Source organism: Novosphingobium sediminicola, assembly GCF_014196525.1.
GTDB lineage: Bacteria > Pseudomonadota > Alphaproteobacteria > Sphingomonadales > Sphingomonadaceae > Novosphingobium > Novosphingobium sediminicola.
Genome location: NZ_JACIDX010000002.1, coordinates 381510 through 407231 on the forward strand (window position 1 = coordinate 381510; position 25722 = coordinate 407231).

Sequence of the window (25722 nt, forward strand, 5' to 3'; positions counted from 1 at the left end):
AGGGTTGCGGCATAGACAATCATCAGAACTTGGTGCGAATGCCCAGCGTCACTGTCCGGCCCAGCGTGGCGCCATTGGCATAGCCATTGCCCGAAGTGCGATAGGGCGGGTTCTGGTCGAACAGATTATCGACGTTGAGCGTCAGCATCGCCGATTGCTTCAGCCCGATCTTTTGCAGATCCAGCCCCCAATACATATTGACCGTATCGAAGGACTTCACGCTGGTCTGCGTGGCGTCGAACATGATCGGATAGCCGCCGCTATGCGTCAACTGAACCCGGCCCGTGACCGGCCCGACCGTGGCGCCCGCCGCCGCGGTAAAGTTGAAACGACCCACGCCATTGTCCAGCAATTCGGTATAGACGCCATTGCTCGACGGGCTGGACCGGCGATGCAGTGTATAGGTGCCGCCAAAGCTGAGCGAGATCGAGCCGAAGCTGGTCGGGCGCTGATACTGGGCGTTGAAGTCGATGCCGTCCTGCTTCAGGCGCCCACGGTTATAGCGGCGAAGGTCGAGGATCGCATAGGGTGTGCCGTAATTGCTGTAGAGGAAGCCCAGCGAGGGGAAGTTGTCCGGCTGAACCCCGCCCGAAAAGCTGGTGACCTGTGCCTGAGTGGGATTGGCGATGAAGAAGGGCGCGTTGAGCGGATCATTGTACCAGGCCGCGCTGCCGAAACCGCCCGCGTTCACGCTGATGATGTCGGAAAAGTCGATGTTGTAATAGGTCCCGCTCAAGGTCAGGCCCGGCAGCACCGGCGGCTTGATATCCGCGCCCAGCGACCATGTGCGCGCCTTTTCCGGCTTCAGGTTGGGGTTGCCGCCCGAAATCCAGATGATCGGGCGACCGCCCGCATAACCGATGGCCGTGGTGAACGAAATGCGCGAGTCCACCGAACCCACGGTATCGGCAAGGCTGGGCGCGTGGAACGAGGTGCCGTAATTGCCGCGCACCGTGACCCAGCCCACCGGCTTGTAGTTAAAGCCGATCTTGGGGTTGGTTGTGCCGCCCACATCGTCATAGCTGTCATAACGCACAGAGCCCGTCAGATCGAGCGCGGCAATGCCCGGCACCGCATTGGCGCTGCCCACGATGGGCACGAAGACTTCGCCAAAGACCGAGGCGACCTGACGCGCGGCGGCTGCGGCATTGCGGAAAGGCGCAGCCGAGGAACCGAAGCGGATATTGGCCGCGATCTTTTCGTAATGGAATTCGCCGCCCACGGCCAGACGGACATCGCCGCCCGGCAGGTTGAACAGGCTGCCATCGGCCACAAGGCGCGTCTCGGCCAGATCCTGTTTGGCCACCGAATTGTTGCTGTAATCGCGGATCGAGGCCAGCACTCCGGCATCGGTCGCGCTCAGATTATAGGGGTTGAGCGCGGTGGACGTGGTGGTCCCGGCCAGAGCGGCGACGATATTGCCCGCATTGGCCGCATTCTGGATCGTGTTGTTATAGCTGTGGCCGTAATTGGCCAGCCCGCGCAAATGCCAGCCATGGCCAAGATCGGCCTCGAACGTGGGCGTGATGCCCCATGAATCAAAGCGCGAGGGGCTGGCCACGCCCTTGCCGAACACCGGTTCGAAATTGAAGAAGACGGTCTGGCTGGTTTCCGTGCCGATCTGGCGGAAATAGGGGTTGGCGTTGGTGATCGTGCCGCTGCCCGACAGGGTGGCTTCCATGTTGACCGTATCGCGGCGCGAATAATAGGCGGTGATATTGGCCTTCAGGCTTTCGGTCAGCTGCTGATCCAGCACGGCATAGACCGAGTGGCGCGTTTCGCGCGGATAGATGTCGAGGTAATCGCTGGTGCTGCACTTGTTGGGCGCGCCTGCGGTGGTGCCGGGCATCGGGTAATAGGTGCTGCCGATGCGGACATTGCCGGGGGTGCAGGCCATGCTGCGATTGTCCGCGCCGCCAAAACCGGTGAAATTCTGGGTGACATAATTGCGCTCATAGCCCTGCACATTGTTGTGCCATGCATAGGCATAGGACAGCATCAGCGAACCGCTGCCCCAGTCCTTGCCCGCCGTAACATTGGCGTCAGCCGTGTTATAGCCATCGGCAAAGCCATAGCGCGCGGTCGCCTCAACCCCGTTCATCCGCTTGCGCGTGATAAAGTTGATGACGCCGCCAATCGCGTCCGAACCATAGATCGACGAGCCGCCATCGGGGATGACTTCGACGCGCTCGATCAGGCCGGGGGGGATGATCTGGGGGTCGACATAGGTTTGCAGGATGCCCTGACCCACCACACGGTGGCCGTTGATGAGCGTGAGCGTGGTCGTGCCGCCCGAGGCGCCAAGCCCGCGCAGGTTGGTCTGCACGATAGGCTGGCCGAAACCGGCGGTGCCGGTGGGGATGCCGTTGAAATTGCTGATCTGGGGGATATTGGCCAACAGGTCGTTCGAGGTCTTGGCGCCGATCGCCACCACATCGGCCTGGCCTACGCTGAGCACATTGGTGCCCACCGGCGCAATCCCGCGCAGCAGTGTGCCGGTCACAATGATTTCGGCGTTCTTATTGGCTTCGCCATCGGCCTGTTTATCGGCCGTTTGCGCGCCTGTTTGCGCCAGAGCGGCCCCCGAACCTGCCAGAATCAGGGTCAGCGCGCTAACCGAGCCCATGATTTTACGCTTGGCTTCGATTTTTATCATCAGAAATCCCCTCTGTTTTCAATTCATCCGCTCTGTTTTTATGCTCAATGGCGGCGGATCATTGCGTGCGTTCCATCGGACGCATGCAAAGTCACTAACAGACGGCCCTGCGTTTGACAATTGACGACTTTCGATAATTTTCGTATTTACGACGTAAAGCGCAAGAATGATAATTTCCACCAGCGGAGAGCATGTATGAAAGTCAATTCCGGGATGACGCGGCGCGCCTTGCTTGGATCGGTGGCCGCCACCGGTGCTTTGGTCGCCACGCGCGCCTATGCGGGCAATGTGGGCGCGGCCACCGACATCGTGCAGACCAGCAACGGCCCCGTGCGCGGGCGTTTCGAATGGGGCGGGGTTCAGGCGTTCAAGGGCATGCGCTATGCCGCGCCGCCGGTCGGCCCCCTGCGCTTTCGCCCGCCCCAGCCGGTGCAGAAGTGGACGCAGGTGGCCGATGCCGCGCAATTCGGCGCCGCCGCGATCCAGAGCGATGGGCAAAATGACATGCCCTTTGACGAACAGCACAGCGAGGACTGCCTGTTCCTCAACGTCTGGACCCCCGCGCTGACCGGGAAGAAGCCGGTGATGGTGTGGCTGCATGGCGGCGGATTTTCCAGCGGGGCGGCGGGGCGGCCGACCTATTGGGGCGACCATTTCGCGCGCGACGGCATCGTGCTGGTCTCGCTCAACCACCGCCTGAACGTTTTCGGCTATACGCAACTGCCCGAAAGCTGGGGGCCGGATTATGCCTCGTCAGGGGTGGCGGGGATGCTTGATATTGTCGCGGCGCTACAATGGGTGCGCGCCAATATCGCGCTGTTTGGCGGCGATCCGGACAATGTGACGATCTTTGGCGAGAGCGGCGGTGGGATGAAAGTCTCGCTCCTGCTGGGCATGCCATCGGCCAAGGGTTTGTATCAAAAAGCGATTATTCAAAGCGGGGCCGGATTGGACGCCACGCCCCGCAAATATGCGCAAGGCTTGGGCGCGGCGCTGACAGATGTGCTGGGGGTCAAGGCGGGCGATGTGGCCGCATTGGCAGCGGTCGATACGCAAAAGATCTTTCAATCACAGCAGGCCGCGATCGATGCCGTGGCCAAGAGCGACGCGGGCGGCTTTCTGATGGGCGGATTCAACCCCAGCATTGATGGCAAGGAATTGCCGCGCGGCCCCTTTGCGCCCGAGGCAGCGGCGATGGCTGCCAATATCCCGTTGATTATCGGCACAAACAAGGACGAGGGAACCATGTTCGCGCTGGGCGACAAGACGCTGGCCACCGCGACCGATGCCGATTTCGAGGCCGCCGTGCGCAAAGTCCATCCCAAGAATGCGGCCACTCTGGCATCGGCGCTGCGCGCGGCCCATCCGAGATATTCACCCGGCGATCTGATCGTCGCGCTCAATGGCGCGCGGATGTTCTGGATCAACTCGGTCACGCTGGCCGAGCGCAAATCGCGCCAGAGCGCGCCGGTCTGGATGTACCGGATGGACCGCGAATTGCCGACGCTGGGCGGGCGGCTGAAGGCCGGCCATGCGACGGAATTGTCTTATGTTTTCGACACCTATGACAATATCCGCGATTTCGTCGGCAATGGCCCTGAACCGGCCCGGATGGCGGCGCAGATGCATCCGGCATGGGTCGCTTTTGCCAAGACCGGCAATCCGCAGACCGCTGCGATCCCTGCATGGCCGCCCTATGATCTGGCGCGTCGCCAGACGATGATCTTCAATCTGGAAAGCCGGGTCGAAAGCGATCCCCATGGCGATATTCGCAAATTCATGTCGGCGTAAAGTCCCCTCTCCTGACAATACGCCCCCGTGATGAGATGCCAGGCCCTGGTCGGCCTGGCATCTTCTTTTTGGGCTTACTTAGCGATGGAAATCAAAACCTTGTCATAGTGTGAGAGCGGCTCGGGCCGAACATCGCTGGCCTCGACGATGATCTGGAACATGTCGCCCGGCTTGGCATCGGCCGGGATGGTCAGGCTGGCGCGCCCGCCCGCCTCGCCCGTCACGGCCAGATCGCCCTTATAGGTCCCCGCCTCTTTCCAGTTCCACCATTTGAAGGCGATTTTGTCGCCATCAGGATCGCTGGATTTGGTCGAAAATTTCAGCACTTGGCCCGGCTTGGCCACGATCTGATGAGGGCCGACCACGCTGACGCTGGGATTGTGATTGGCACCGGCATAGGTCGGCGTCACCGCCCATTTGAAGCGTTCGGCCCAATCGCGCTGGGCCGCGGCCAGGAAGGGATGGGTCGGCGCCCGCTTGCGTTCGCCGCGCTGCATATTGGCCATCATCGCGGCAAAATCGGCCGAGCCAAAGCCGCCATGGGTGGGATCGGCCTTCGAATAGCCGCCCCAGCCGCCGAAACTGTTGTCGCGATAGCCGCGCAGACCATTATTCACCAGATTGAGGAAAGTATCGGTATCCCCCTCGCCCAGAAATTCGCCCTTGTCGCGCAAAGGAGTCCAAACGACATAGCCCTCCTTGCGCAACTCATCGGCACTCTTTCCAGAGAAACCAAAGAAATCAAAAATATCGCCCTTGACCATCTGCTTGCCATCGCCCCAGACTCGCTCACGCTCGCCCAGCGAGCCACGGCTGGAAATGTTCTTCTCCATCCAGTCGGAGGAGAGATAGGCGGCATCTTCAAGGCTGACCGCATTCTGCGCATTATAGCCCAGCGCCAGCCCGCCCGCCAGTTGGCGATAGCGGATCTCCGGCCAGTTAGGTTTGATATATTTGACATAAGTGTCATCCTGATCGCCCGAGGGATGCAGGATCGCCTTGCGGATCACCTTGGCGCGGATCGCCGCCCATTGTTTGGTGCCCTTATACTGATCCTCGATGGATTTGAGCGCGCGCGCAATCGTGCTGCCCCCGCCCCATGCGTGCAGATAGATCGGCGCTTCTTCATCATCGAGCAGCAATTTCTTGATGAGATCGGAGCCCGGCGTATCCTTGTCCATTTCACCATCAAATTGAACATTGCCCCAGCGAATTTTCGACTTGAGCAATTCCGGCGTCGGATAGTCCTTATTATGGACCTTCAGATTGGGATAGGCTTTGGCATAGGCGGCCACCGCATCGTCGATAAAGCGCTCGTCGGGCGACCAGCGCCACGAGGTGCAGGGGCAGGGATTGTTGGGAATGCGCGTATATTCCCGCCCCGGCACCGACAATTTCGTCCCCTTGCCATCGCCGGTCCAGTGGAATTGGCTGCTGGCATAAACCAGCCCTTCGGTGCGATAATCGGTGCTGTAGAGCAGATAGCGGATCAATGAATTATTGTCGTCCAGCTCCGGGTCGGCGGTGATGACCACGCGCGGCTTTTGCCCCTCGGGCGTTTCAAGATAAAGCGGAGGCGCCTTCTTGCTCGCCGCCAGCGCCATCTGCGGCGTCAGGACCGCCGCCGCGCCCGCCAGCCATATGCCCGCATATCCAGCCATGGCTCCCGCCCTGCCTTTACCGATGCTCACTCTCGCCTCTCTTTCGTTTTTTCGAATACAGACAAACCTACTTCTAGGCGCAGAAAAGTCAATTTTTCTCGAAGATTGATGCATATTCTCGATTTTCATTCCGCCTCCAAGTTTATGCAATCGAAATCTATAGAAATGAATCATAACATATTGCCTTGACGCCGCTTGGCAGCACCGCAAAACTGAAGCTCAGTTGAAAAATTGCTGAAATAAGAAATAGGGTGATTCGGAAAAAACGGACGCCTATGACGGAGAGGCCCCCCATGACATCGCTACGACAAGCGCTGCTGATTTCAGCCGCACTCAGCCTGCCCACCGCGCTTCACGCCCAGTCGCGCCCCAATCCGCCGATCGTCGTCGATCGCGGCGTCGAACCGGCCGCCGTCATCTCGCCTGAGGTACTGCCCGATCACCGCGTCACCTTTCGCATCGGCGCGCCCAATGCGAAATCCGTGTCCGTCGATGGCGAGTTGATCCGACAGGCCAATGCCATCGCCATCCCGCCCGGCGACATGACTGCCGGTCCCACGCCGCAAATTACCATGGTCAAAGACAAAGATGGCGTATGGACCGGCACCACGACCACGCCGATCCGCTCGGGCGCCTATCGCTATTATTTCGTCGTCGATGGCGCGGTCACGCTCGACCCGCGCAACACCGCCATGTCGCCGCAACGCGCCAGCCAGAACAGTCTGCTGACCGTACCCGGCGATTTCGCTGAATATCGGCAGCCTCTTCCCCATGGCTCGGTCAGCGAGCGGCATTTCACATCGACCACTCTGAATGGCGCGGATCGGCGCCTCGTCGTCTATACCCCGCCCGGTTACGAAAAGGGGGCGGGTTCCTATCCGGTGCTCTATCTGATGCATGGCGGCGGCGATTCCGAAACATCATGGATCACCGCCGGGCAGGCCAACAATATCCTCGACAACCTGCTGGCCGAGGGCAAAATCAAGCCGATGATCGTGGTCATGCCCGCAGGCTATACGCCCCATGCCGGGCAGGTAATGACCTCGGCCCCGGACAAGGAGCCTTTCGTCAAGGAGATGACCGCCGACATTATCCCCTTTATCGAACAGAATTACCGCACCATCGCCGATCCCGAACATCGCGCCATGGCGGGCCTGTCGATGGGCGGCATTCAGACGCTCAACACCAGCCTGTCGAACCTTGACACCTTTCGCTATGTCGGGATCTTCAGCTCGGGCTGGTTTCGACAGGCCGACCGCCAGTGGTTTTACGACCACAAGCAGGACACGATTGCGCTCCTGAACAAAGAGTTGAAACTGTTCTGGTGGGGTTGGGGCTATACGGATTTCGCGCGGCCCGGCGCGATGGAAATCACCGATTATTTCAAAACGAAAGGCGTGAAACTGACCACAGTGGAGACGCCGGGCGGGCATGACTGGCGCAACTGGCGCGAATATCTCAACGCCTTTGCGCCATTGCTGTTTCGATAAGCAATCGCGGCGGCCCTTTGCCGGAAAGGGCCGCCGCCATCGTTACAGACAGGCCCGCGCCACCGCCTTGCGCCAACCTTCGCGCGAGGACATCCGCGCATGCCCGGCCATGGCGGGGGCAAAATGGCGCTCCTTGGCGATCAGCGTGTCGGACAAAGACAGCCCCGCCCCGCCCGCTGCCATCATCGCCGCGCCCAATGCGCTCAGGTCGGTTTGTGAAGGCCGCTCGACCAGTCGCCCGGAAAGATCGGCCAGCATCTGCAACAGGTGATCGTTGCGCGCGGCGGTGCCATCGACGCAAATCGCCTCCAAATCCTCGCCCAGATCGGCCTCGATGGCGGACACCAGATCGCAGATCTGATGCGCGATGCCCTCCAGCACGGCATAGGCGACATGGGCCGGGCGCGAGCCGAGCGAGAGACCACAAATGATCCCGCGCGCTTCTTCCTGCCAATGCGGCGCGCCCAACCCGGCCAGCGCGGGCACGACATAGACGCCGTCGCTATCCTGAACCGTCGCGGCCAGATCGGCCAGTTCCTGCGCTCCGCCAAGGCCCAGCAATTGCGCGCCAAAGGCCGCCGAATGGCCCGAAACCGTGATATTGCCTTCCAACGCATAGACCGTTTCGCCGCCGCGCCGCCAGGCAATCGTGCCCGACAGACCATGGGCCGAACGCGCCCGCGCCCCGGTGGGGCACATCAGTGAAGAGCCGGTGCCCAGCGTCACCTTGACCCGCCCGCGCGCGGTGATCGCATGGCCGAACAGGGCGGCATGGGAATCGCCCATCATCGCATGGATCGCAATGCCATCGGGCAAGCCGCCAAACCCGCCCGCCGTATGGCCAAACAGCGCATCAGACGCCAACACGCGCGGCAGGATCGCGCGCGGCACGCCAAACAGGCCCAGCAATTCCTCGTCCCAGTCGCCGCCATCCAGATTGAGCAACTGCGTGCGCGAGGCATTGCTGGCGTCGGTCGCATGCACGGCTCCGCCGGTCATATGCCACAAGAGCCAGCTATCAACGGTCCCGCCGCGCAGGTCTGCGCCGCCATCGACATGGTCGATCAGCCAGCGCAACTTGCTGGCCGAAAACAGCGGGTCGAGGCCGAGCCCGCTGAGTTGCTCGACCCTTTCACCCTCGCCCGCCTCACGCAGGGCCGCGCAGAAGGGCGCCGTGCGGCGGCATTGCCACAGGATGCAGGGGCCAAGCGGCACCCCCGTCTGCGCATCCCAGACCAGAGCGGATTCACGCTGGTTCGAAATGCCGATGGCGCGGATGTCGGCATCGGGGGCGCCCGCGATGGCCTGACGGATGGCCGCATCGGCGCTGACAAGGATGCCCTCACCCGATTGCTCGGCCCAGCCCGGTTCCGGGTGAGAAACGGCATTGGCCACCAACCCGCTCGACAGGATTTCCCCATCAAGCGAGATCAGCATGGCCTTGGTGTTGGTCGTCCCGCAATCGAGGGCGAGGATGGCCGGTCGCGTCACGTTGGCCTTACCGCCCCAGCAGGCCGCACAGGCTGGCCGCAATATTGGCCGCGGTCAGGCCCGAATATTCCATCAGAAATTCGGCAGATCCTGTGGGCTGGAACCCGGCAAAGCCCAGGATCTTCATCCGGCAGGGCGTGTTCTGCGACACGATCTCGGCCACCGCACTGCCCAGACCGCCGCGCACACTATGCTCTTCAACGGTGACAATCGCGCCGGTTTGCGCGGCGGCGAGAATGGCTTCCTCGTCAATCGGCGACATCGAACACATATTGACCACCCGCGCGGAAATGCCCTCGGCAGCCAAGGCTTCGGCCGCCTCCAGCGCGCGGCACACCATCGTGCCATTGGCCAGAATGGCGCCATCGCCGCCCTCGCGCAAGATCTCGGCCTTGCCGATGGTAAAAGCGGCGTCCGCCGGGCGCGGCAGAGCGGGCACGCCCATGCGACTGATGCGGATGAACACCGGGCCGTCCATCTCGGCAGCGGCGCGGACGCATTGCTCGGTTTCCCAAGGGTCGGCCGGAACGAGGACGGTGATGTCGCCCATCGTGCGCAGCCATGCGACATCCTCGATCGAGTGATGCGTGGGGCCAAGTTCGCCATAGGCCACGCCGCTCGAAATGCCGCAAAGTTTCACATTGGCTTGCGAATAGGCAACGTCCGCCTTCACCTGTTCGAGCGAACGCCCGGTCAGAAAGCACGAAGCACCGCTGACAAAGGCCACCTTGCCGCCATTGGCAAGGCCAGCGCCCACGCCCACCATGTTCTGTTCGGCAATGCCGACATTGATCAGGCGCTCGGGGAACTTGTCGCGGAAACCGCCCAGCTTGCTCGACCCCACGCTGTCATTGACCACGGCGACAATGCGCTCATCCGCCGCGCCCAGCGCTTCGAGCGTTTTGACATAGGCATCGCGGCAATCGAACAGCCCGGATGTCTGGGTTGCGGGGCTGCTCATGCGTCCAGTTCCTTCATCGCTTGTTCGTATTGTTCGGCGTTGGGCACGCCATGGTGCCAGCTAGCCTTGTTTTCCATGAACGAAATGCCCTTGCCCTTAACCGTATTGGCGATGATGCAAAGCGGCCTTTCATGCGGCGTAGATCCGTCGAGCAGCGGCAGCAGCGCCTCGATGTCATGCCCGTCCACCTCGACCACATCCCAGCCAAAGGCGCGGAATTTGTCGTCCAGCGGGTCAAGGCCCACCGTATCCTCGGTCCCGGCGCCCTGTTGCAGGCGGTTGCGGTCAACGATCAGCGTCAGGCTCGACAATTTGCGGTGGCCTGCGGTCATCGCGGCCTCCCAATTGCTGCCTTCCTGCAATTCGCCATCGCCGGTGATGATGAAAGTGCGATAATCCGCCTTGTCGATCTGGGCCGCGATGGCGATGCCCACCGCCACCGGCATCCCGTGGCCCAGCGGGCCGGTGTTGGTTTCGACGCCCGGAATCTTGTTGCGATTGGGATGCCCGTTCAACCGCGAGAGCGGCTGCATATAGGTGGTCAGTTCTTCCTGAGGAAAGAAGCCTGCAAGCGCCAGCGTGCTGTAAAGCGCGCCGGTGGCATGGCCCTTGGAGAGGATGAAACGATCGCGTGCCACCCAGCGCGGATCGGCCGGATCATAGCGCATCGCATCGAAATAAAGCGCAGCCAGCGCATCGGTGGCCGAAAGGTCGCCGCCGGGGTGGCCCTGGCGCGCATCAAATACCATGCGAAGCGCCCGTTTGCGGATCCAGCGGGCCTGTTCACGGACAAAAGCGGCACGTTCGGCAAGAGTTTGGCCGCTGCGGGGGCGAGATTCGGGCATTCGCAAAATTCTCCTTGTCGCTGGTCCGACTATAGCAAGCGAAGGCAAAGGGCAATCCCACAACTTTTGACTCCTTTCTTTTTCTTTCTTTTCCTCCACAACCCTCTTGAAGGCGAAGCGCAATCCGGTTAGGCAAGGGGCAAGACATTTGCGATCAGCGCAAGGAGAGGATTTTTCGTGGCCTTCAACAAGTTTGCGCCATGGCGCAGCAGGCGACTTGCGCTTGTCGCGCTGATTGCTCTGCCCGGCTGCCTTGCGCTTTCGGGCTGCAAAGTGCTGACCCTTGAAGAAGCACGCCAGATCCGCAGCCGCGAAAGCGGCGCCTTTGATGCCGATGCGGCGGTGAAGGAAGCGTGGAACGCGCGCGTGATGCCGGGCATGGAAAAATCCTCGGTTCCGCTGGCGCAGGCCCCGCGCGACAATGCCCCCCATGCCGTTCACGGCGAAGGCATCATCGCCGCCATCGACCGCGCCTCGCGTCAGGGATCGATGCTGGTCAATGTCGCGGGCGTGGGCGAGGTGCGGCTGATGCTCGGCCCGGTGATCGTCTCCACCGCTCTGCGCGACAGTCAGCCGATTTTTGCTTTCAACGATATGCCCGATCAACTGGCCTATGCCGCCGTGTCGCGCACGCTTAACGCCCGCGCATTGGCGCAGGTGCGCCCGGCGGCGGAGCAACTGAAGCCGGGGATGAAGGTGGAATTCCTGGGCGCAGGCCAGCGTTCCGAAGATGGCGCGTGGCAGGTGATGCCCGTGCGCATCATGGCGGGCGCGTGATGGCCGAACTGATGCGGGCCAGCGGCGTCAAGAAGCGCTATGGCGGGGTCACCGCGCTGCATGGCGCGGATTTTGCCGTCGAGGCGGGCCGCGTCAGCGTGTTGATCGGCGAGAATGGCGCGGGCAAATCGACACTGATGCGCATTCTGGCGGGCATTGAAACGCCCAGCGAGGGCGAGGTCTTCGTCGATGGTCATCCGGTTCGGCTGAACGGCGCGCGCGATGCGGCGGCGCGCGGCATCGGCATGGTGCATCAGGAATTGAACCTCTGTCCCAATCTGAGCGTGGCGGAGAACATCTTTCTGCTGGGTTCGCGCAAGGGCCTGCTCGACCGTCCCGGCGAGAGGGAAAAGGCGCGCGCCTTGCTGGCCCGCTTGCGGCAAAATATCGACCCCGACCGCCGCGTGGCCACGCTGAGTATCGGCGAACAGCAGATTGTCGAGATCGCCAAGGCGCTGGCCGAGGAATGCCGGGTGCTCATCCTTGACGAACCCACCTCCGCGCTCAGCGAGGCCGAGGTCGAGGTGCTCTTCGAGGTCATCGGCGATCTGAAGCGCGCGGGCGTCGGCATCGTCTATATCTCGCACCGGCTGGAGGAATTGCTGCGCGTGGGCGACAGCATCACGGTGATGCGCGATGGACGGATCGTAGCGCGCAGCGAGGCGGCCGATGCCTCGGTCGGCTGGATCATCGAGACGATGCTGGGCGAGGAAGGGCGGCTGGAACGTGCCGACACCCCCGCGCCGGAGGAAGGCGAGACGGTTCTGGCCATTTCAGGCGTTTCGCGCCCGCGCGACCGGACTTCGGCGGCGCTGCACGACATTTCGATGGAGGCGCGCGCAGGCGGCATTGTCGCGCTTTACGGGCTGCTGGGATCGGGGCGCACCGAATTGATGGAGGTCGCCTTTGGCGCCCGCGCCGCCAGCGATGGCACGATCACGCTGAAGGGCGAGAACATCACCCGGCTTTCGATTGCGCAAAGAGTCGAACTCGGCTTGCTGTTCGTTTCCGAAGACCGCAAGGCGCAGGGCCTGTTCGCCAATCTGGATGTAGGCCGCAATATGGCGGTCAGCGATCTGGCCAGCTTTGCGCAAAAGGGCGTGATCCGCCCCGAGCGCGAGCAAGGCGCGGTGGGGCGGATGATCGCCCGGCTGGGGGTAAAAACCGCCTCGGCCCGCACGGCGATCACCGCGCTGTCGGGCGGCAATCAGCAAAAGGCGCTGATCGGGCGGGCGCTGATGCCCGGCCCTGCGGCGCTGTTGCTGGACGAACCCACGCGCGGCATTGACGTGGGCGCGCGCAGCGAGGTTTTCGCCACGATCCGCCAACTGGCCGCCGATGGGCTGGCCGTGGTCTTTTCCACCTCCGATGTGCTCGAAGCGCTGGCCGTGGCCGAAAGGGTCATCGTCATCGCCAAGGGACGCATCACTCTCGACATACCCGTGGCCGAGGCGAGTGAGGCGCGCCTGATCCGCGCCGCCAATGCGGCAGCAGCAGCATGACAAAAGGTAAGACATTGACAATGAACGGCGCAGGTCAGGCAGTAGGCTCGGATTATGCGATGGCCCTGCTGCTGAAATTTCGCACGGTGCTGGCGCTGGTGCTGGTCATCGCCATTTTCGCGGCGCTGGCGCCCAATTTCCTGACCGTGGCCAATGCGCTCATCATGCTCAAACATATTGCCATCGTAGCCATTCTGGCGATCGGCATGTCCTTCGTGATCCTGACCGGTGGCATCGACCTTTCGGTGGGGTCGATTGCGGGGCTGGCCGGGATGGTGGCGGGCGCGTTGATTATCAACGGCCTGCCGCTGACGGCGCTGGGCGTGGTGGTCTATCCCTCGGTCCCGGCGGTGGTGGGACTGGTCCTGCTGGTGGGCGTGGGCATCGGGCTGTTCAACGGGTTGCTCATCAACCGCTTTCAGGTCGCGCCCTTTATCGCAACGCTGGGCACGCTGTATATGGCGCGCGGCGCCGCCATGCTGATGTCGAATGGCGAGACCTTTCCCAATCTGATCGGCAATCCGGCGCTGGGCAATGAGGGCTTTTCGCGGATCGGCGCGGGGCTGTTGCTGGGTATTCCGGCGCCGGTTTGGCTGCTGGCGGTGATTGCGGCAGGGGCGGCCTTTGTGGCGGGCTCCACCACCTTTGGCCGCCGCGTCTATGCCGTGGGCGGCAGCGAGCGCGCCGCATTGCTCTCGGGCGTGCGGGTCGATCGGGTAAAATATGCGGTCTATGCGATTTCCGGGGCCATGGCGGCGCTGGTGGGCGTGCTGATCGCCTCGGATCTGGTGGCGGCGCATCCGGCCTCGGGCGAGAGTTTTGAGCTGAACGGCATTGCCGCAGTCGTGCTGGGCGGGGCCTCGCTGACAGGCGGGCGCGGCACGATTGTCGGCACGCTGATTGGGGCCTGCGTCATCGGCGTGCTGGGCGATGGAATGGTCATGGTGGGGATCAGCGAATTCTGGCAGATGGTTATCAAAGGCGGCGTCATTGTGACGGCGGTGGTTCTTGACCGTCTGCAGGAAAGGCTTGGTTGACGATTATGGCGAACGAAAAGGGCGCGACGAAGAAGATAGCGGCGGGCAATCAGGACGAACCGCGCGGCACGCTGCGCCGGTCCGAAGGCGGCACGGCCCGCTTTGCCGAAGGCCGCCGCGCCGAGATCATGGAATGGATCCGCGAAGAAGGCAGCGCCCGCGTGCGCGAATTATCCAAGGCCTTTGGCGTGTCGGAAGTGACCATCCGGCAGGATCTCGAACGGCTTGAGGCCGACGGGCATATCGAGCGCGTCCATGGCGGCGCTTTCCTCAAATCCGTGCAACAGCAGGTCCGATCCATGGCTTTGCAGCATCACGAGAATATGGACGCGAAAAGCCGCATAGGCGCGGCGGCGGCAGCGCTGGTCGAAGATGGCGAGACGATCACGCTCGATTCCGGCTCGACCACCACGCAGGTGGCCGCCCATCTGCTGGAACGGCGCGATCTGACGGTCATCACCAATGGCCTCAACATCGCGCTGATGCTGGGCGCCCAGCCCTCGATCACCGTGCATATGCCCGGCGGCCAGTTCAAGGCCCCCACCCTCTCGGTCAGCGGCGAGGGATCGGCGGAATTCTTTGCCGGATTGTTCGTGCGCCGCCTGTTTCTGGCCGCCGCCGCCGTTTCCATCGAAGAGGGCATGAGCATCCCCTCGCTGGGCGATATTCCGATCAAGCGGGCGATGATCGCCAGCGCGGAGAAGGTCTATCTGCTGGTCGATTCCACCAAGATCGGGCGGCGTTCGTTTTCATCGGTCGGGCCGGTCACCATGATCCACGCCGTGATCACCGACAGCGGGATTTCGGACGCCGACAAGGCCCGCTTTGAACACATGGGAATAGAGGTCATCATTGCATGAAACGGTTGCGCGAGATGGGATTGATGGCGCTGGCGCTTGTCGCGCTGGCCGGATGCGGGCATGATGCCAAACAGGCCCGGCTGATGGTCATCATCACCCCCTCGCTCGACAATCCCTTCTTTGGGCAGGAGGCCGCAGGGGCCGAGGCCAAGGCGCGTGAACTGGGTTATCAGACGCTGAAATTCTCCCATGGCGATGATGCGTTCAAGCAGAGCGAATTGATCGACACCGCCATTGCCCGCAACGCCTCGGCCATCATTCTGGACAATGCGGGCGCGCAATCGAGCGTGGCGGCGGTGCAGAAGGCGCGCAATTCGGGCATCCCGGTCTTCCTGATCGACCGCGAGATTGCCGCGCGCGGCATCGCCACGGCGCAGATCGTGTCGAACAATTATCAGGGCGCGATGCTGGGCGCGCAGGCTTTTGCGCAGGCGATGGGGGAAAAAGGCCCCTATGTCGAGCTGGTCGGCAAGGAATCGGACACTAATGCCGCAATCCGCTCCAAGGGCTTTCACGAGGTGCTGGACCAATATCCCGACCTGCGCATGACCGCGCGGCAAAGCGCCAACTGGAGCCAGTCCGAGGCCTTTACCAAGGTCCAGTCGATCCTTCAGGCGCACCCCGAAATCAAGGGCGTGATCGCGGGCAATGACACGATGGCGATGGGCGCGATTGCCGCCTTACAGGGCGCGGGGCGCGGCGATGTCGCGGTGGTGGGCTTTGACGGATCGAACGATGTGCGCGATGCGATTTCCGGCGGCAAGGCGGCGGCGACCGTGCTGCAACCGGCATGGCGTCAGGCGCAATATGCGGTCGAACTAGCCGACAAATATCTGCGCGAGGGCAAGACCGGACAGGCCGAGAAGCTGATTATGGACTGCCTGCTGATCACACGCGCCAATGCCGCGCGGCTCAGCAATTTCGCGCTGAAATAACCCATTCCATCCAAACGAGGATTCCTGATGAGCAAGCTGACCTTCGGTGCCGGTATCTGGCACTTTGCCACCTATGTCGACCGCTATGCCACCGATGGCTATGGCCCGGCCAAGTCGCTGATCGAGATGATCGATCTGGCCGGAAAGGTGCGCGATCTCTCGGTGGTGGACATCAACGCGCCGTGGAGCGCGGATGTCTCGGTCGATGAGGTCGAAGTCGCGCTCAAGCGCAACAACCTGTCCGTGATCGGCATCACGCCCGAAATCTATAACCGCGAATTTTCCAAGGGCGCCTTTACGAACCCCGACGCAGGCATCCGCCGCCGCGCCAATGAAGTGTGCAACGATGCGGCCAATCTGGTGCGCCGCTTTGGCGCCTCCTATGTGAAACTGTGGCCGGGTCAGGACGGTTGGGACTATCCGTTTCAGGTCGATCACAAGCAATTGTGGCGCCATTCCATCGAGGGCATCGGCGAACTGGCCAGCCAGAACCCGGACCTCAAATTCGTCATCGAATATAAGCCGCGCGAGCCGCGCGTGCATATGAGCTATGGCTCGATGGCGCGCACGCTGCTGGGGATCGAGGCGATGGGCGTGCCCAATGTGGGCGTGCTGCTCGATTTCGGCCATGCGCTGTTCGGCGGGGAAAGCCCGGCGGATTCGGCGCAATTGGCCATCGACCATGGCCGCCTGTTCGGCATGGACGTGAATGACAATCTGCGCGCCTGGGACGACGATATGGTGGCGGGCACCGTCCACCCGATCGAATTGTTCGAATTCTTCTACACTTTGCGCAAGAACAACTGGGAAGGCGTGTGGCAGCTCGACCAGTTCCCCTTCCGCGAGGATTGCGTAGAGGCAGCCGATATGGCCATCGATTTCCTCAAGCATATCGACGCATCGCTTGACCGGCTCGATTGGGACGCGCTTGCGGCCGCGCAAAACCGTCAGGATGCGATGGGCGCACAGAAGATTGCCCGGCAGGCGCTGTTCGGCTTCTAAAGCCCTCGGCCCTGTGGCAAGGATGCGGGCGCGGCGTTGGCCGCGCCTGCATTGCTTTTACGAAAGAACGCCATGACTGCGGCCAAATCTGTGCATATTCCCTTTGGCCTGCTGCTGGTGCTGGCCGGCCTCAGCGCCTTTGCCCCGCTTTCCATCGACATGTATCTGCCCGCGCTGCCGGTGATGGCGCGCGATCTGGGGGGCCATGCGGCGCAGGCCTCGCTGACGGTCGCCTCCTTCTTTGCGGGCCTGTGTTTCGGGCAATTGGTGCATGGACCACTGTCGGATCGGATCGGGCGGCGGACGCCCTTGCTGGGCGGGCTGGTGCTGTATGTAGGCGCGGGGGCCTGCGCGGCGCTGGCGCCTTCGATCCCGGTGCTGATCGCCGCGCGCTTCGTTCAGGCCTTTGGCGGCTGCGCAGGGCTGGTGGTGTCGCGCGCCTCGGTGCGTGATCGCTTCACCCCGCAGGAAAGCGCGCAGGTCTTCTCCCTCCTCCTGCTGGTGATGAGCATCGCGCCCATCATCGCTCCGCTGATCGGCAGCTGGGTGCTGCTGGTTGCGTCATGGCGGGCGATTTTCTGGCTGCTCACGCTGTTTGGCGCGGCGGTGGCGGTGGCCACGTTCTTCGGCCTGCCCGAAACCCGCTCGGAGCAGACCGCCGCGCAGGCGCGCAGCGAATCCCCCTTTGCCGCCTATCGCGCCGTGCTGGGCGAGGCGCAGGTGATGGCCTATGCGCTGACCGCCGGTTTTTCTCATATGGGCCTGCTGACCTATCTGGCGATTTCGCCCGATGTGCTGGTCACCGGCTTTCACCTCTCGCCGCAAACCTATGGCTGGGTGATCGCCACCAACGGACTGGGGCTGGTGACCACCAACTGGATCAACCGCCGCCTGCTGACGCGGATCAGCTATGATACGATCCTGCGCTGGGCCAATCTGGGCAGCATGATGGCCTCGGCGGTGCTGCTGACCGATGCGGTCACCGGGTTTGGCGGGCTGCTGGGGATCACTGTGCCGCTGTTCTTCATGGTGGCGATGATCGGCTTTACCCAGGCCAATGCGATTGCGGGCGCGCTGGCCCGCGACCCGCAAAGGGCCGGGTCGATCTCGGCGCTGGTGGGCTTTATGCAATTTGGCGGCGGGGCGCTGGGCGCGGCCATCGCCGGGGCGTTTCATGATGGCACGGCGCGACCCATGGCGATGGTGATCTTTGCCGCCTATGTGCTGGCCGCGATTGCTCTGCGCGTGCTGGGGCGCCGCTGATAGATCTGGCCCGCAGCCCGGTGGGTTGTCGGCTGCGGGCCAGATCCTGTCTGCGCCATGGAGAGAGCCATCAAAACCCCATGGCGCCGACAATCAGATTACGCCCGCCCCCACAGGCGATGATAGGCCACACCCGTCAGATCCTCGACCACGATCTTTGAGGCGGGCGAGATCGGTTGATCGTGCCCCGCGCGCAGATGCTCGATTTCGGCCATCAGCATGGCATGGGTCCGCTGGTTCAGGCGAAACCGCAGCGAGATGACAAATCCGGCCAGCAGGATCGTCACCGTGCCGCAGGCAAAGATCGCCACCAGCGCCTGCGTGGCATGGGCGGTCTGGATGCTCGCCTTGGGGTCAAAGCCGGAATATTGCATGACAAGGCCCACGCTGCCCACGGCCACCGCTTGCGTGGCCTTGCGCACAAAGGTCATCACCCCGGCAAAGCTGCCCTCGCGCCGCTGGCCGGTCATGATTTCATCGACATCGGGCATGTAATTATAGACCGCCCAAGGCACATAATTGAGCGTGCCGCGCCCCAATCCCGCCAACGCCACCGCCCCCCAGACAAACAGCGCCCCGCCCCCGATGCCAAACCACCACGCCCCCAGCAACAGCGCCAATCCGCCCGCAAACAGCACCGCGCCATAGCGATAAACCAGCGCAGGTGTGCTGCGCAGCGTAAACTGGATGGCCGCGATCACCGCGATCAACTGGCTGAAATAGAGGCTGCCCATCAGCATCGAGGCCAGCGAGACGGTGCCGCCCAGCGCAAAGACGACGAAGAAGATGAAGGCGGCGTTGAAGATGTCCTGCGAGATATAGCCGCCCAGATACATGCCCAGATGCATCCGGAACGCGCGCACCCGCAGCGTGGCGAACAATTCGCGATAGAGCGTGCGGATCGGATTGCCGCCGGTTGCGGGTTCCTGCGGCACCGGACGCTGGCGCTCCCAACTGAAGGCATAGAGGAAACCGGCGGTCAGCATGAACAGGACGGCGAAGATGCAGCCCATCCACAGGAACGTGTCCGCGCTGTCCCGCCCCAGCCATCCGATCAGCCAGAGCGGCATATAGCCCGCCATGATCGCCGCCGATTGGCCAAAGATGATGCGCGCGCCCGCGAATTTCGCCCGCGTGGCATAATCGGGCGACATTTCCGAGGCCAGCGTCTCATAGGGGATGATCTCCACGGCATAAACCATTTCGAACAGCACATAGGTCAGCAGGTAATAGAGGAAATTCTGGCCCGGCACCCAGATCAACGCAAAGCTGGGCAGCAGGGGGATCGCGGCCAGAATGAACACCCGCCGCCGCCCCAGCCTTTGCCCGATGCGCGTGCGGTCGAAATGATCCGAAAGGTTGCCGATGATGGGCGAAAGAAAAGCGTCGATCACCCGCGCCACGCCAAAGATGATCGTCGCCTGCGCCGGGGTCAGCCCGCAAAAGCGGGTGTAGAAGAACAGCACCCAGCCCGCCAGAATCGCCATCGATCCCGCGCCCAGCACGTCATTCGAGCCATAGGCGATGAAATTGATCAGCCGGACCGGGCGGGTATGGGAGGACGCGCGCATCAGATCGTCGTCCGCAACAATTCGCCCAGCGCGCAGATCGCAAGGCTCTGCCCATAGGGCATCGAGGTCAGCGGAATATCCTTATAAAATTGCAGATCATGGCCCATCGGCGTGCCGAAACTGGTCTGCTTCAACTCGCCCCGCTCGTCGATTTGGGCGATGATCCCCGCCACCGCGCGCAGGCCGCATTCGCGATAGGACGAAGGCAGATAGCCTTTGCGCACCGCTTTCAAAATACCATAGGCAAAACCGGCCGTGGCCGATGCCTCAAGGTAAGAGGTCGGGTCCATCACCAGCGTGTGCCACAATCCGCTCTCATCCTGCGTTTGCGCCAGGGTTTTGACCTGCGCCTCAAGCGCATTGATGAGAAAGCCGCGCACCGCATCTTCAGGCGACAGGTCAAGCATTTCGATGATTTCGGGAATGGCGATCGTAACCCAGCAATTGCCCCGCGCCCAGAGCGCATTGGCGAAATGATGGCGGCCAAGGAAGGTCCAGCCGTGATACCACAGGCCGGTCTGACGGTCGGCCAGATATTTGATATGGATAAGGAATTGCCGCTTGGTCTCCTCGACATAATGCGGGCGGTTCAACAGGCGCCCGATCTTGGCCAGCGGCAGGACCGACATCATCAGCGTATCGTCCCACAATTCCTGCGGGTTTTCGCGCTCCATCACGATATGCTGAAAACCGCCCTCCTCGGTGCGGGGCAGGCCCTCGGGCGACATCAGATAATCGGCCCAGCTTTCCAGATAGGGCAGATAGGTGATATCGCCGGTCTGCTCATACAGATAGGCCAGCGTCAGCATCGGGGCCATCGTGTTGATATTCTTGGGCGGCGCCCCGGCGGCAAAGCGGTTTTTGAACCAGTCGAGCAGGATGGTCAGCGTCGCCTGATCGCCGGTCTGTTCATACAGGCGATAGAGGCCGAACAGGGCGACGCCATGGGTCCATTCCCAATCGTTCCACCCCTTGGCGTCGATCACGCGGCCATCGTCCAGATGGATCAGGAATTCGCCGCTCTCATCCTTGATATTGACCAGATTGTCGGCAAGCCGGTCGGTCAGTTCGAGGATTTGCGCGCGCGAGATTTGGGCTTTCGAAACCATGGGGGGCAACCACTCCAGATTGTTCTTTGTGCCGGGAAAGGCCGGATTCAAAACAGAACACAGACTATGGCCCGCGCCAAGGGGCATCGCTTGCCCCCGGCGCGGGCTTAAAATCAGAAACTGGCGTCGAAACGGACGCCGACATAGCGCCACGCATCGCGCGCCGGTTGCCACATCGTGCCGCGCGCGGTCACGCCCGGCGCGCTGAAGCCCGAGGCCGAGTCATAGAGATTGACGGCATAGTGCTTGTTGAACAAGTTGTTGACGAACGCCGAGAACTTATACTTGCCACCGGCCAGGCTGAGCCCCAGCGAGGCATCGACAATGCCATAGGCAGGCTGGACCGTGGTCGGATTGGTGTTGAGCAAATAGTTGACGTCATCCTGCCAGCGATAATTGACCGACAGGCTGGCCTTGCGCGCCTCGCCAATGGGCAATTCGTACAGGGCGCCGAGGTTGAATTTGAACACCGGCGCATTGTTGAGCCGCGCGCCCGACAGATTCTGGATTGAGCTGCCCGAGGGCAGAACCCCGCACTGACCCGGCGCGGGCACGGCGCTGTTGCTCGACAAGGTGACCGTTGCCTGCCCCGGATAGCAGGGGCCGGCGGGGTAATCGAGGATCTTGGCATCGGTATAGGCGGCCGAACCGTTGATGCTGAACCGGCTGGTCGGGCGGGCGTTGAATTCGACCTCGGCGCCGCGGGTGCGCAGATGGCCGACCGATTGCAGATAGGCCAGCGGGAAACCATTGGGCAGGACGGTGATCGAGGAGGTCTGGAAACCGAAGTAATCGGTCCAGAACAGCGCGGTGTTCAGCGTCAGTTTGCGGTCAAAGAAGCTGTTCTTGAAGCCGATTTCGTAATTATGCGCGGTCTCCGGGCTGACCGGCTGCTGAGCCGCGATCGTGGCGTTGAACACGCTGGAAAGGTCATAGGCCTGCCCCTTATAGCCGGTCGAATAGGTGGCATAGACCATGTTGTTGGGGGTGATGCGATATTGCACGCCCATCTTGCCGGTGATCGCATTGTGCGATGCGCCGCCGTTCAGGTGGAACGGGGTGGCGGCGGTAAAGTTCTGATAATCATAGTTGATCGTCTGGCGATTGAGACGGAAACCGCCCACCAGCGTGAACTTGGGCGAAACGTCGAGCGCCAGATCGGTGTAGAACGAATAGTTCGTGTTGTTCGAGGTGGCCGTATAATGCACCCGTTGCAGCACCGGGCCGCGATCCAGATCGCGGTACAGGTCATTATGCGCATACCACAGGCCAAAGACATAGCGGAACGGACCGCTGGGTGAGGTCACGCGCAATTCCTGCGTGGTCGAACGCACGCGGAACTGGCCATAGAGCGCCGCCCCGGAATCGATGCCAGAGGGCGTCACCACCGGATAATAGAGCAGGAAGTGGGAATCGGTGGCGTCCACATCCTGATAATCGCGCATCACATAATGGTCATACGAACCGATATAGGTGACCGTCGCGCCGGGCAGCAGGCCGCCGTCGATATTATAGCTGGCGCGCAGCGTACCGCCCCAGCTGAAAGCATCGCCGCCCGCGCGGATATCGTTGCGCACCTTGCTGTTATACGGATCGTTATAATTGATCCCGGCCAGCACGGTGGAGGCGGGCAATTGGGTAATGCCCTGATAATACAGGCCCGTGGTCAGCTTGTTGATCGGCGTGACGCAGCAATTGATGTCCGAATGGTTATAACGCGGGGCAAGGCTGATCGACAGATTGCTGGTGGGCTCCCACAGCATCTTGCCGGTGATGGTCAGGCCCTTGCTGCCGTTCATCTTCTGGCCGGTGGTCAGATTGTCGACATTGCCGTCCCACGAATTATACGAAGCGGTGATGCGCGCCTTGACCGTATCGCTGAGCGGGCCGGACACCGTGCCGCCCACGCGCCATTCATGATCGTCGGTCACAAGAGCCGTCACATGGCCGGTCAGATGATCGGTGGGCGCCTGCGTGACGATGTTGAGCACGCCCGAAATCGCGCTCTTGCCGAACAGCGTGCTTTGCGGGCCTTTCAGCGCCTCGACCCGCTCGATATCGACCAGATCCTTGAAGGCGGCGGCCTGAAAACCGGCAGGCACATCGTCAATCACCACGGCCACGTCTGATTCCACCGCGATGCCGTTGGTCAGCGTGCCGATGCCGCGCAGGTTGATGCTGAAATTGCCCGGCTGGGTACCGTAATTCAGCGTCAGTCCCGGCACCAGCTTGGGCAGATCGCCCAGATCGCGCACGTTCTGGCGGGTCACGGCGTCCTTGGTCACGGCGGTCACCGAGACCGGCACATCCTGCAAACGCTCGGCGCGGCGAGTCGCGGTAACCACAATATCGGCGATACCAGCATTCGCATCGGGCTGGGGCGTGGCGCTTTGCGCATGGGCGGCGCAACCGATGGCGGCGATGCAGCTGGTGGCCAACAGCGCGGAGACGCGGGAAATCAGGCGTGTTTTCATCAATTTATCCTCTCATCATCTGGCTCGGCTTCGACCGATCTTTGTCGGCCTGAACAGAACCCCCGGTGTGCAAGCACTGCCCTCCCTGTCCGGAGATGCATTGGTACGTTGTTCGGTTGACGTATTATTTGACATCATACAACCATGTCAATATCACAAGTGACATCGCCGGCGAGATGATTCCGACCGGCACCGCAGAGAGGGTGAAAGGCACCATGAAGTTGCAGGAGATGACCGCCGTGATGTGTCACGGCCCGCGCGATTACCGCGTGGAACGGGCCGCCATGCCCAAGGCCGGTCCCCATGAGATCGTGATCCGCATCGGCGCCTGCGGCATCTGCGCCTCGGATTGCAAATGCTGGCAGGGCGCCTCGATGTTCTGGGAAGGGCCCGACGGCCCCTATGTCAAAACCCCGGTCATTCCCGGCCATGAATTCTTCGGCTATGTCCACGAACTGGGCGAAGGCGCGGGCGAGCATTTCGGCGTGGCGCTGGGCGACAAGGTGATCGCCGAACAGATCCTACCCTGCAACCGCTGTCGCTATTGCACCTCAGGCTCGTATTGGATGTGCGAGCGCCACTATATCTACGGCTTCCAAAAGGGCTTTACCGATGGCGGCATGGCGCAATTCATGCGTCTGGCCTCCACCGCGCGGGTGCATAAGATCCCGCAGGACTTGCCGCTCGAAGCCTGCGCGATCATCGAGCCGCTGGCCTGTGCGATCCATACCGTCAATCGCGGCACAATTGAGTTGGCCGATACGGTGGTGATTGCAGGCGCGGGGCCGCTGGGCCTGTTGATGACGCAGGTGGCGCGGTTGAAAACGCCCAAGAAACTGGTGGTGGTCGATCCCCTGCCCGCGCGGCGGGATCTGGCGCTGCGCTATGGCGCCGATGTGGCGATCGACCCGCGTGATGGCGATGCCATCCAGCAGGTGATGGGCCTGACCGATGGCTATGGCTGCGATGTCTATATCGAAACCACCGGCGCCCCGGTCGGCGTGCGTCAGGGTTTGCAGATGATCCGCAAGCTGGGCCGCTTCGTCGAATTTTCGGTGTTTGGCGAGGAGACCACGGTGGATTGGTCAATCATCGGCGACCGCAAGGAACTGGACGTGCGCGGGGCGCATCTTGGCCCCTATTGCTATCCCATCGCCATCGACCTGCTCTCGCGCGGGCTGGTGACATCCGATGGCATCGTCACCCACCGCTACGCCCTCGAACAATGGGATGAGGCGCTGGCCATGGCTCTCTCGCCGGATTCGGTAAAGGTCATTCTGATCCCATCCGACTGACGCAAGACGCAGCGGTCTGGCGGGATGACAACCCGTTATGTGATGATCTAAGAAGATGCTCTCGGCCATCGCGCCGAAACGTTCAATGCCCCCAAGGAATAGGGTTTCGGGATGCAAGCAAAGCCTTTGGCCAGACGTACTCTGGCGGCCGAACTGGTCGATGAATTGCGCACGCGGATCGGTGCGGGCGCGCTGGTGCCGGGCGATCAGATCCCCACGGAAAAGGATCTGGTCAACACCTATGGCGTCAGCCGCACGGTCGTGCGCGAGGCCATCGCCCGATTGACGGCGGAGGGGTTTCTTGAACCCAAGCAGGGGCTTGGCGTGTTCATCACGATGCCGCCGCCCATGGCGTTTCAGGTGACGCATACCGAACTCGAAGATCTGGTCGAGGTCATCCGTTTTCTCGAACTGCGTCAAGCGGTTGAGGTCGAAATGGCGGGCCTTGCCGCGCTGCGCCGCAGCGATGAGGACGTGGTGGCCATGCGCGCCTGCGTCGAACAGATCGGCCGCGAATTCGCCGCCGGTCAATCGACCACCGAAGCCGACGAGGCGCTTCATGCGCTGATCGCCAAGGCTTCGGGCAACCAGTATTTCGTGCGCTTCATCGAATTTCTCGAATTGCGCATGGTGCCGCGCCGCAATCTGGTGACCGATCTGGATGGGGCCGCGCTGGCCGCCTATCACAAGCAGGTCGATGCCGAGCATGTCGCGTTGATCGACGCCATCGAGCGCAAGGATTGCGAAGCGGCGCGCAATTGCGCGCGCCAGCATCTGGAGAATGCGCGGCGCCTGCTCGAAGAGTTCATCGCCCGGCGTCAGCCTGAAAAATAATAATTCTTTTCCTGAGAGGGCCTCTCCCATGTTTAGTAAGACCTACCACGCGACGCATCCTGACATGATGGAATGCGTATCGAATGATGAACTGCGCGACCGCTATCTGGTCGGGGGGATGTTTGTTGAGGGTCAGGTGAACCTGAACTACTCGCATAATGAGCGGTT

At 62.1% G+C, this 25722-nt stretch carries 19 protein-coding genes and 1 pseudogene; 12 read left to right on the forward strand and 8 right to left on the reverse strand.

Features of this window, described 5'->3' with window-relative positions:
* Positions 1–22 precede the first annotated feature (22 nt).
* Positions 23–2656: a TonB-dependent receptor domain-containing protein gene (locus tag GGR38_RS04165; RefSeq protein ID WP_183622939.1), complete on the reverse strand. Its 2634-nt coding sequence runs from the start codon at positions 2654–2656 to the stop codon at positions 23–25.
* Between the two features lie 195 nt (positions 2657–2851).
* Here GGR38_RS04165 and GGR38_RS04170 point away from each other — a divergent pair, with 195 nt between their 5' ends.
* Positions 2852–4447, forward strand: a complete 1596-nt coding sequence (locus GGR38_RS04170; RefSeq protein ID WP_183622941.1) for a carboxylesterase/lipase family protein — start codon at positions 2852–2854, stop codon at positions 4445–4447.
* A 74-nt stretch (positions 4448–4521) separates the two neighbouring features.
* On the opposite strand, the gene GGR38_RS04175 is transcribed toward GGR38_RS04170, so the two are convergent.
* Complete coding sequence (locus GGR38_RS04175) at positions 4522–6108, reverse strand: DUF1593 domain-containing protein (RefSeq protein WP_221226993.1); 1587 nt, start codon at positions 6106–6108, stop codon at positions 4522–4524.
* A gap of 293 nt (positions 6109–6401) precedes the next feature.
* Here GGR38_RS04175 and GGR38_RS04180 point away from each other — a divergent pair, with 293 nt between their 5' ends.
* A complete protein-coding gene (locus tag GGR38_RS04180; RefSeq protein ID WP_183622943.1) occupies positions 6402–7598 on the forward strand; it encodes an esterase in 1197 nt (398 codons plus the stop codon).
* A gap of 42 nt (positions 7599–7640) precedes the next feature.
* Here GGR38_RS04180 and GGR38_RS04185 read toward each other — a convergent pair whose 3' ends face one another.
* The 3 genes from GGR38_RS04185 to GGR38_RS04195 are packed head-to-tail and all read right to left on the reverse strand — an operon-like array spanning position 7641 to position 10895.
* Positions 7641–9089 (reverse strand): FGGY family carbohydrate kinase, encoded by a 1449-nt coding sequence (locus tag GGR38_RS04185; protein WP_221226994.1) that lies wholly within the window; start codon positions 9087–9089, stop codon positions 7641–7643.
* A gap of 7 nt (positions 9090–9096) precedes the next feature.
* Entirely contained in the window at positions 9097–10050 is a 954-nt protein-coding gene (locus tag GGR38_RS04190; protein ID WP_183622945.1) for a transketolase family protein, read from the reverse strand.
* Positions 10047–10895 carry a transketolase gene (locus GGR38_RS04195; protein WP_183622947.1) on the reverse strand — a complete coding sequence of 283 codons (849 nt, stop codon included), beginning with the start codon at positions 10893–10895 and terminating at the stop codon, positions 10047–10049. Before GGR38_RS04195 ends, GGR38_RS04190 begins: the two co-directional genes overlap by 4 nt.
* Positions 10896–11072: 177 nt before the next feature.
* Between GGR38_RS04195 and GGR38_RS04200 the strand changes: the two genes are divergently transcribed.
* The 7 genes from GGR38_RS04200 (at position 11073) to GGR38_RS04230 (ending at position 18271) form a co-directional block, all read left to right on the forward strand.
* Entirely contained in the window at positions 11073–11672 is a 600-nt protein-coding gene (locus tag GGR38_RS04200; RefSeq protein WP_183622949.1) for a DUF2291 family protein, read from the forward strand.
* A complete protein-coding gene (locus GGR38_RS04205; protein ID WP_183622951.1) occupies positions 11633–13174 on the forward strand; it encodes an ATP-binding cassette domain-containing protein in 1542 nt (513 codons plus the stop codon). Before GGR38_RS04200 ends, GGR38_RS04205 begins: the two co-directional genes overlap by 40 nt.
* 20 nt (positions 13175–13194) lie before the next feature.
* Positions 13195–14211 carry an ABC transporter permease gene (locus GGR38_RS04210; RefSeq protein ID WP_183622953.1) on the forward strand — a complete coding sequence of 339 codons (1017 nt, stop codon included), beginning with the start codon at positions 13195–13197 and terminating at the stop codon, positions 14209–14211.
* A 5-nt stretch (positions 14212–14216) separates the two neighbouring features.
* Positions 14217–15071 (forward strand): DeoR/GlpR family DNA-binding transcription regulator, encoded by an 855-nt coding sequence (locus tag GGR38_RS04215; RefSeq protein ID WP_183622955.1) that lies wholly within the window; start codon positions 14217–14219, stop codon positions 15069–15071.
* Positions 15068–16006 (forward strand): D-ribose ABC transporter substrate-binding protein, encoded by a 939-nt coding sequence (locus tag GGR38_RS04220; RefSeq protein WP_183622957.1) that lies wholly within the window; start codon positions 15068–15070, stop codon positions 16004–16006. The genes GGR38_RS04215 and GGR38_RS04220 overlap by 4 nt, the downstream gene beginning before the upstream one ends.
* A 27-nt stretch (positions 16007–16033) precedes the next feature.
* Positions 16034–17008, forward strand: a complete 975-nt coding sequence (locus GGR38_RS04225; protein ID WP_183622959.1) for a sugar phosphate isomerase/epimerase family protein — start codon at positions 16034–16036, stop codon at positions 17006–17008.
* 72 nt (positions 17009–17080) lie between these two features.
* Complete coding sequence (locus GGR38_RS04230) at positions 17081–18271, forward strand: multidrug effflux MFS transporter (protein ID WP_183622961.1); 1191 nt, start codon at positions 17081–17083, stop codon at positions 18269–18271.
* A 98-nt stretch (positions 18272–18369) separates the two neighbouring features.
* Here the strand turns inward: GGR38_RS04230 and GGR38_RS04235 are convergent, their stop codons facing one another.
* From GGR38_RS04235 to GGR38_RS04245, 3 genes are all read right to left on the reverse strand, one after another.
* Positions 18370–19842, reverse strand: coding sequence for an MFS transporter (locus GGR38_RS04235; protein ID WP_183622963.1), 1473 nt, complete (start codon positions 19840–19842; stop codon positions 18370–18372).
* On the reverse strand, positions 19842–20951 hold the full coding sequence (bglB, locus tag GGR38_RS04240) for a beta-galactosidase BglB (protein WP_183622978.1): 1110 nt from the start codon (positions 20949–20951) through the stop codon (positions 19842–19844). The genes GGR38_RS04235 and bglB overlap by 1 nt, the downstream gene beginning before the upstream one ends.
* A gap of 113 nt (positions 20952–21064) precedes the next feature.
* On the reverse strand, positions 21065–23425 hold the full coding sequence (locus tag GGR38_RS04245) for a TonB-dependent receptor (RefSeq protein ID WP_183622980.1): 2361 nt from the start codon (positions 23423–23425) through the stop codon (positions 21065–21067).
* A gap of 215 nt (positions 23426–23640) precedes the next feature.
* Between GGR38_RS04245 and GGR38_RS04250 the strand changes: the two genes are divergently transcribed.
* The 3 genes and pseudogenes from GGR38_RS04250 to GGR38_RS24095 all read left to right on the forward strand — a co-directional run.
* Entirely contained in the window at positions 23641–24720 is a 1080-nt protein-coding gene (locus GGR38_RS04250) for an alcohol dehydrogenase catalytic domain-containing protein (RefSeq protein WP_183622982.1), read from the forward strand.
* 126 nt (positions 24721–24846) lie between these two features.
* Positions 24847–25554: a FadR/GntR family transcriptional regulator gene (locus GGR38_RS04255; protein WP_183622984.1), complete on the forward strand. Its 708-nt coding sequence runs from the start codon at positions 24847–24849 to the stop codon at positions 25552–25554.
* 28 nt (positions 25555–25582) lie between these two features.
* Positions 25583–25722: pseudogene (locus tag GGR38_RS24095) on the forward strand (5-dehydro-4-deoxy-D-glucuronate isomerase); the annotation flags it as partial.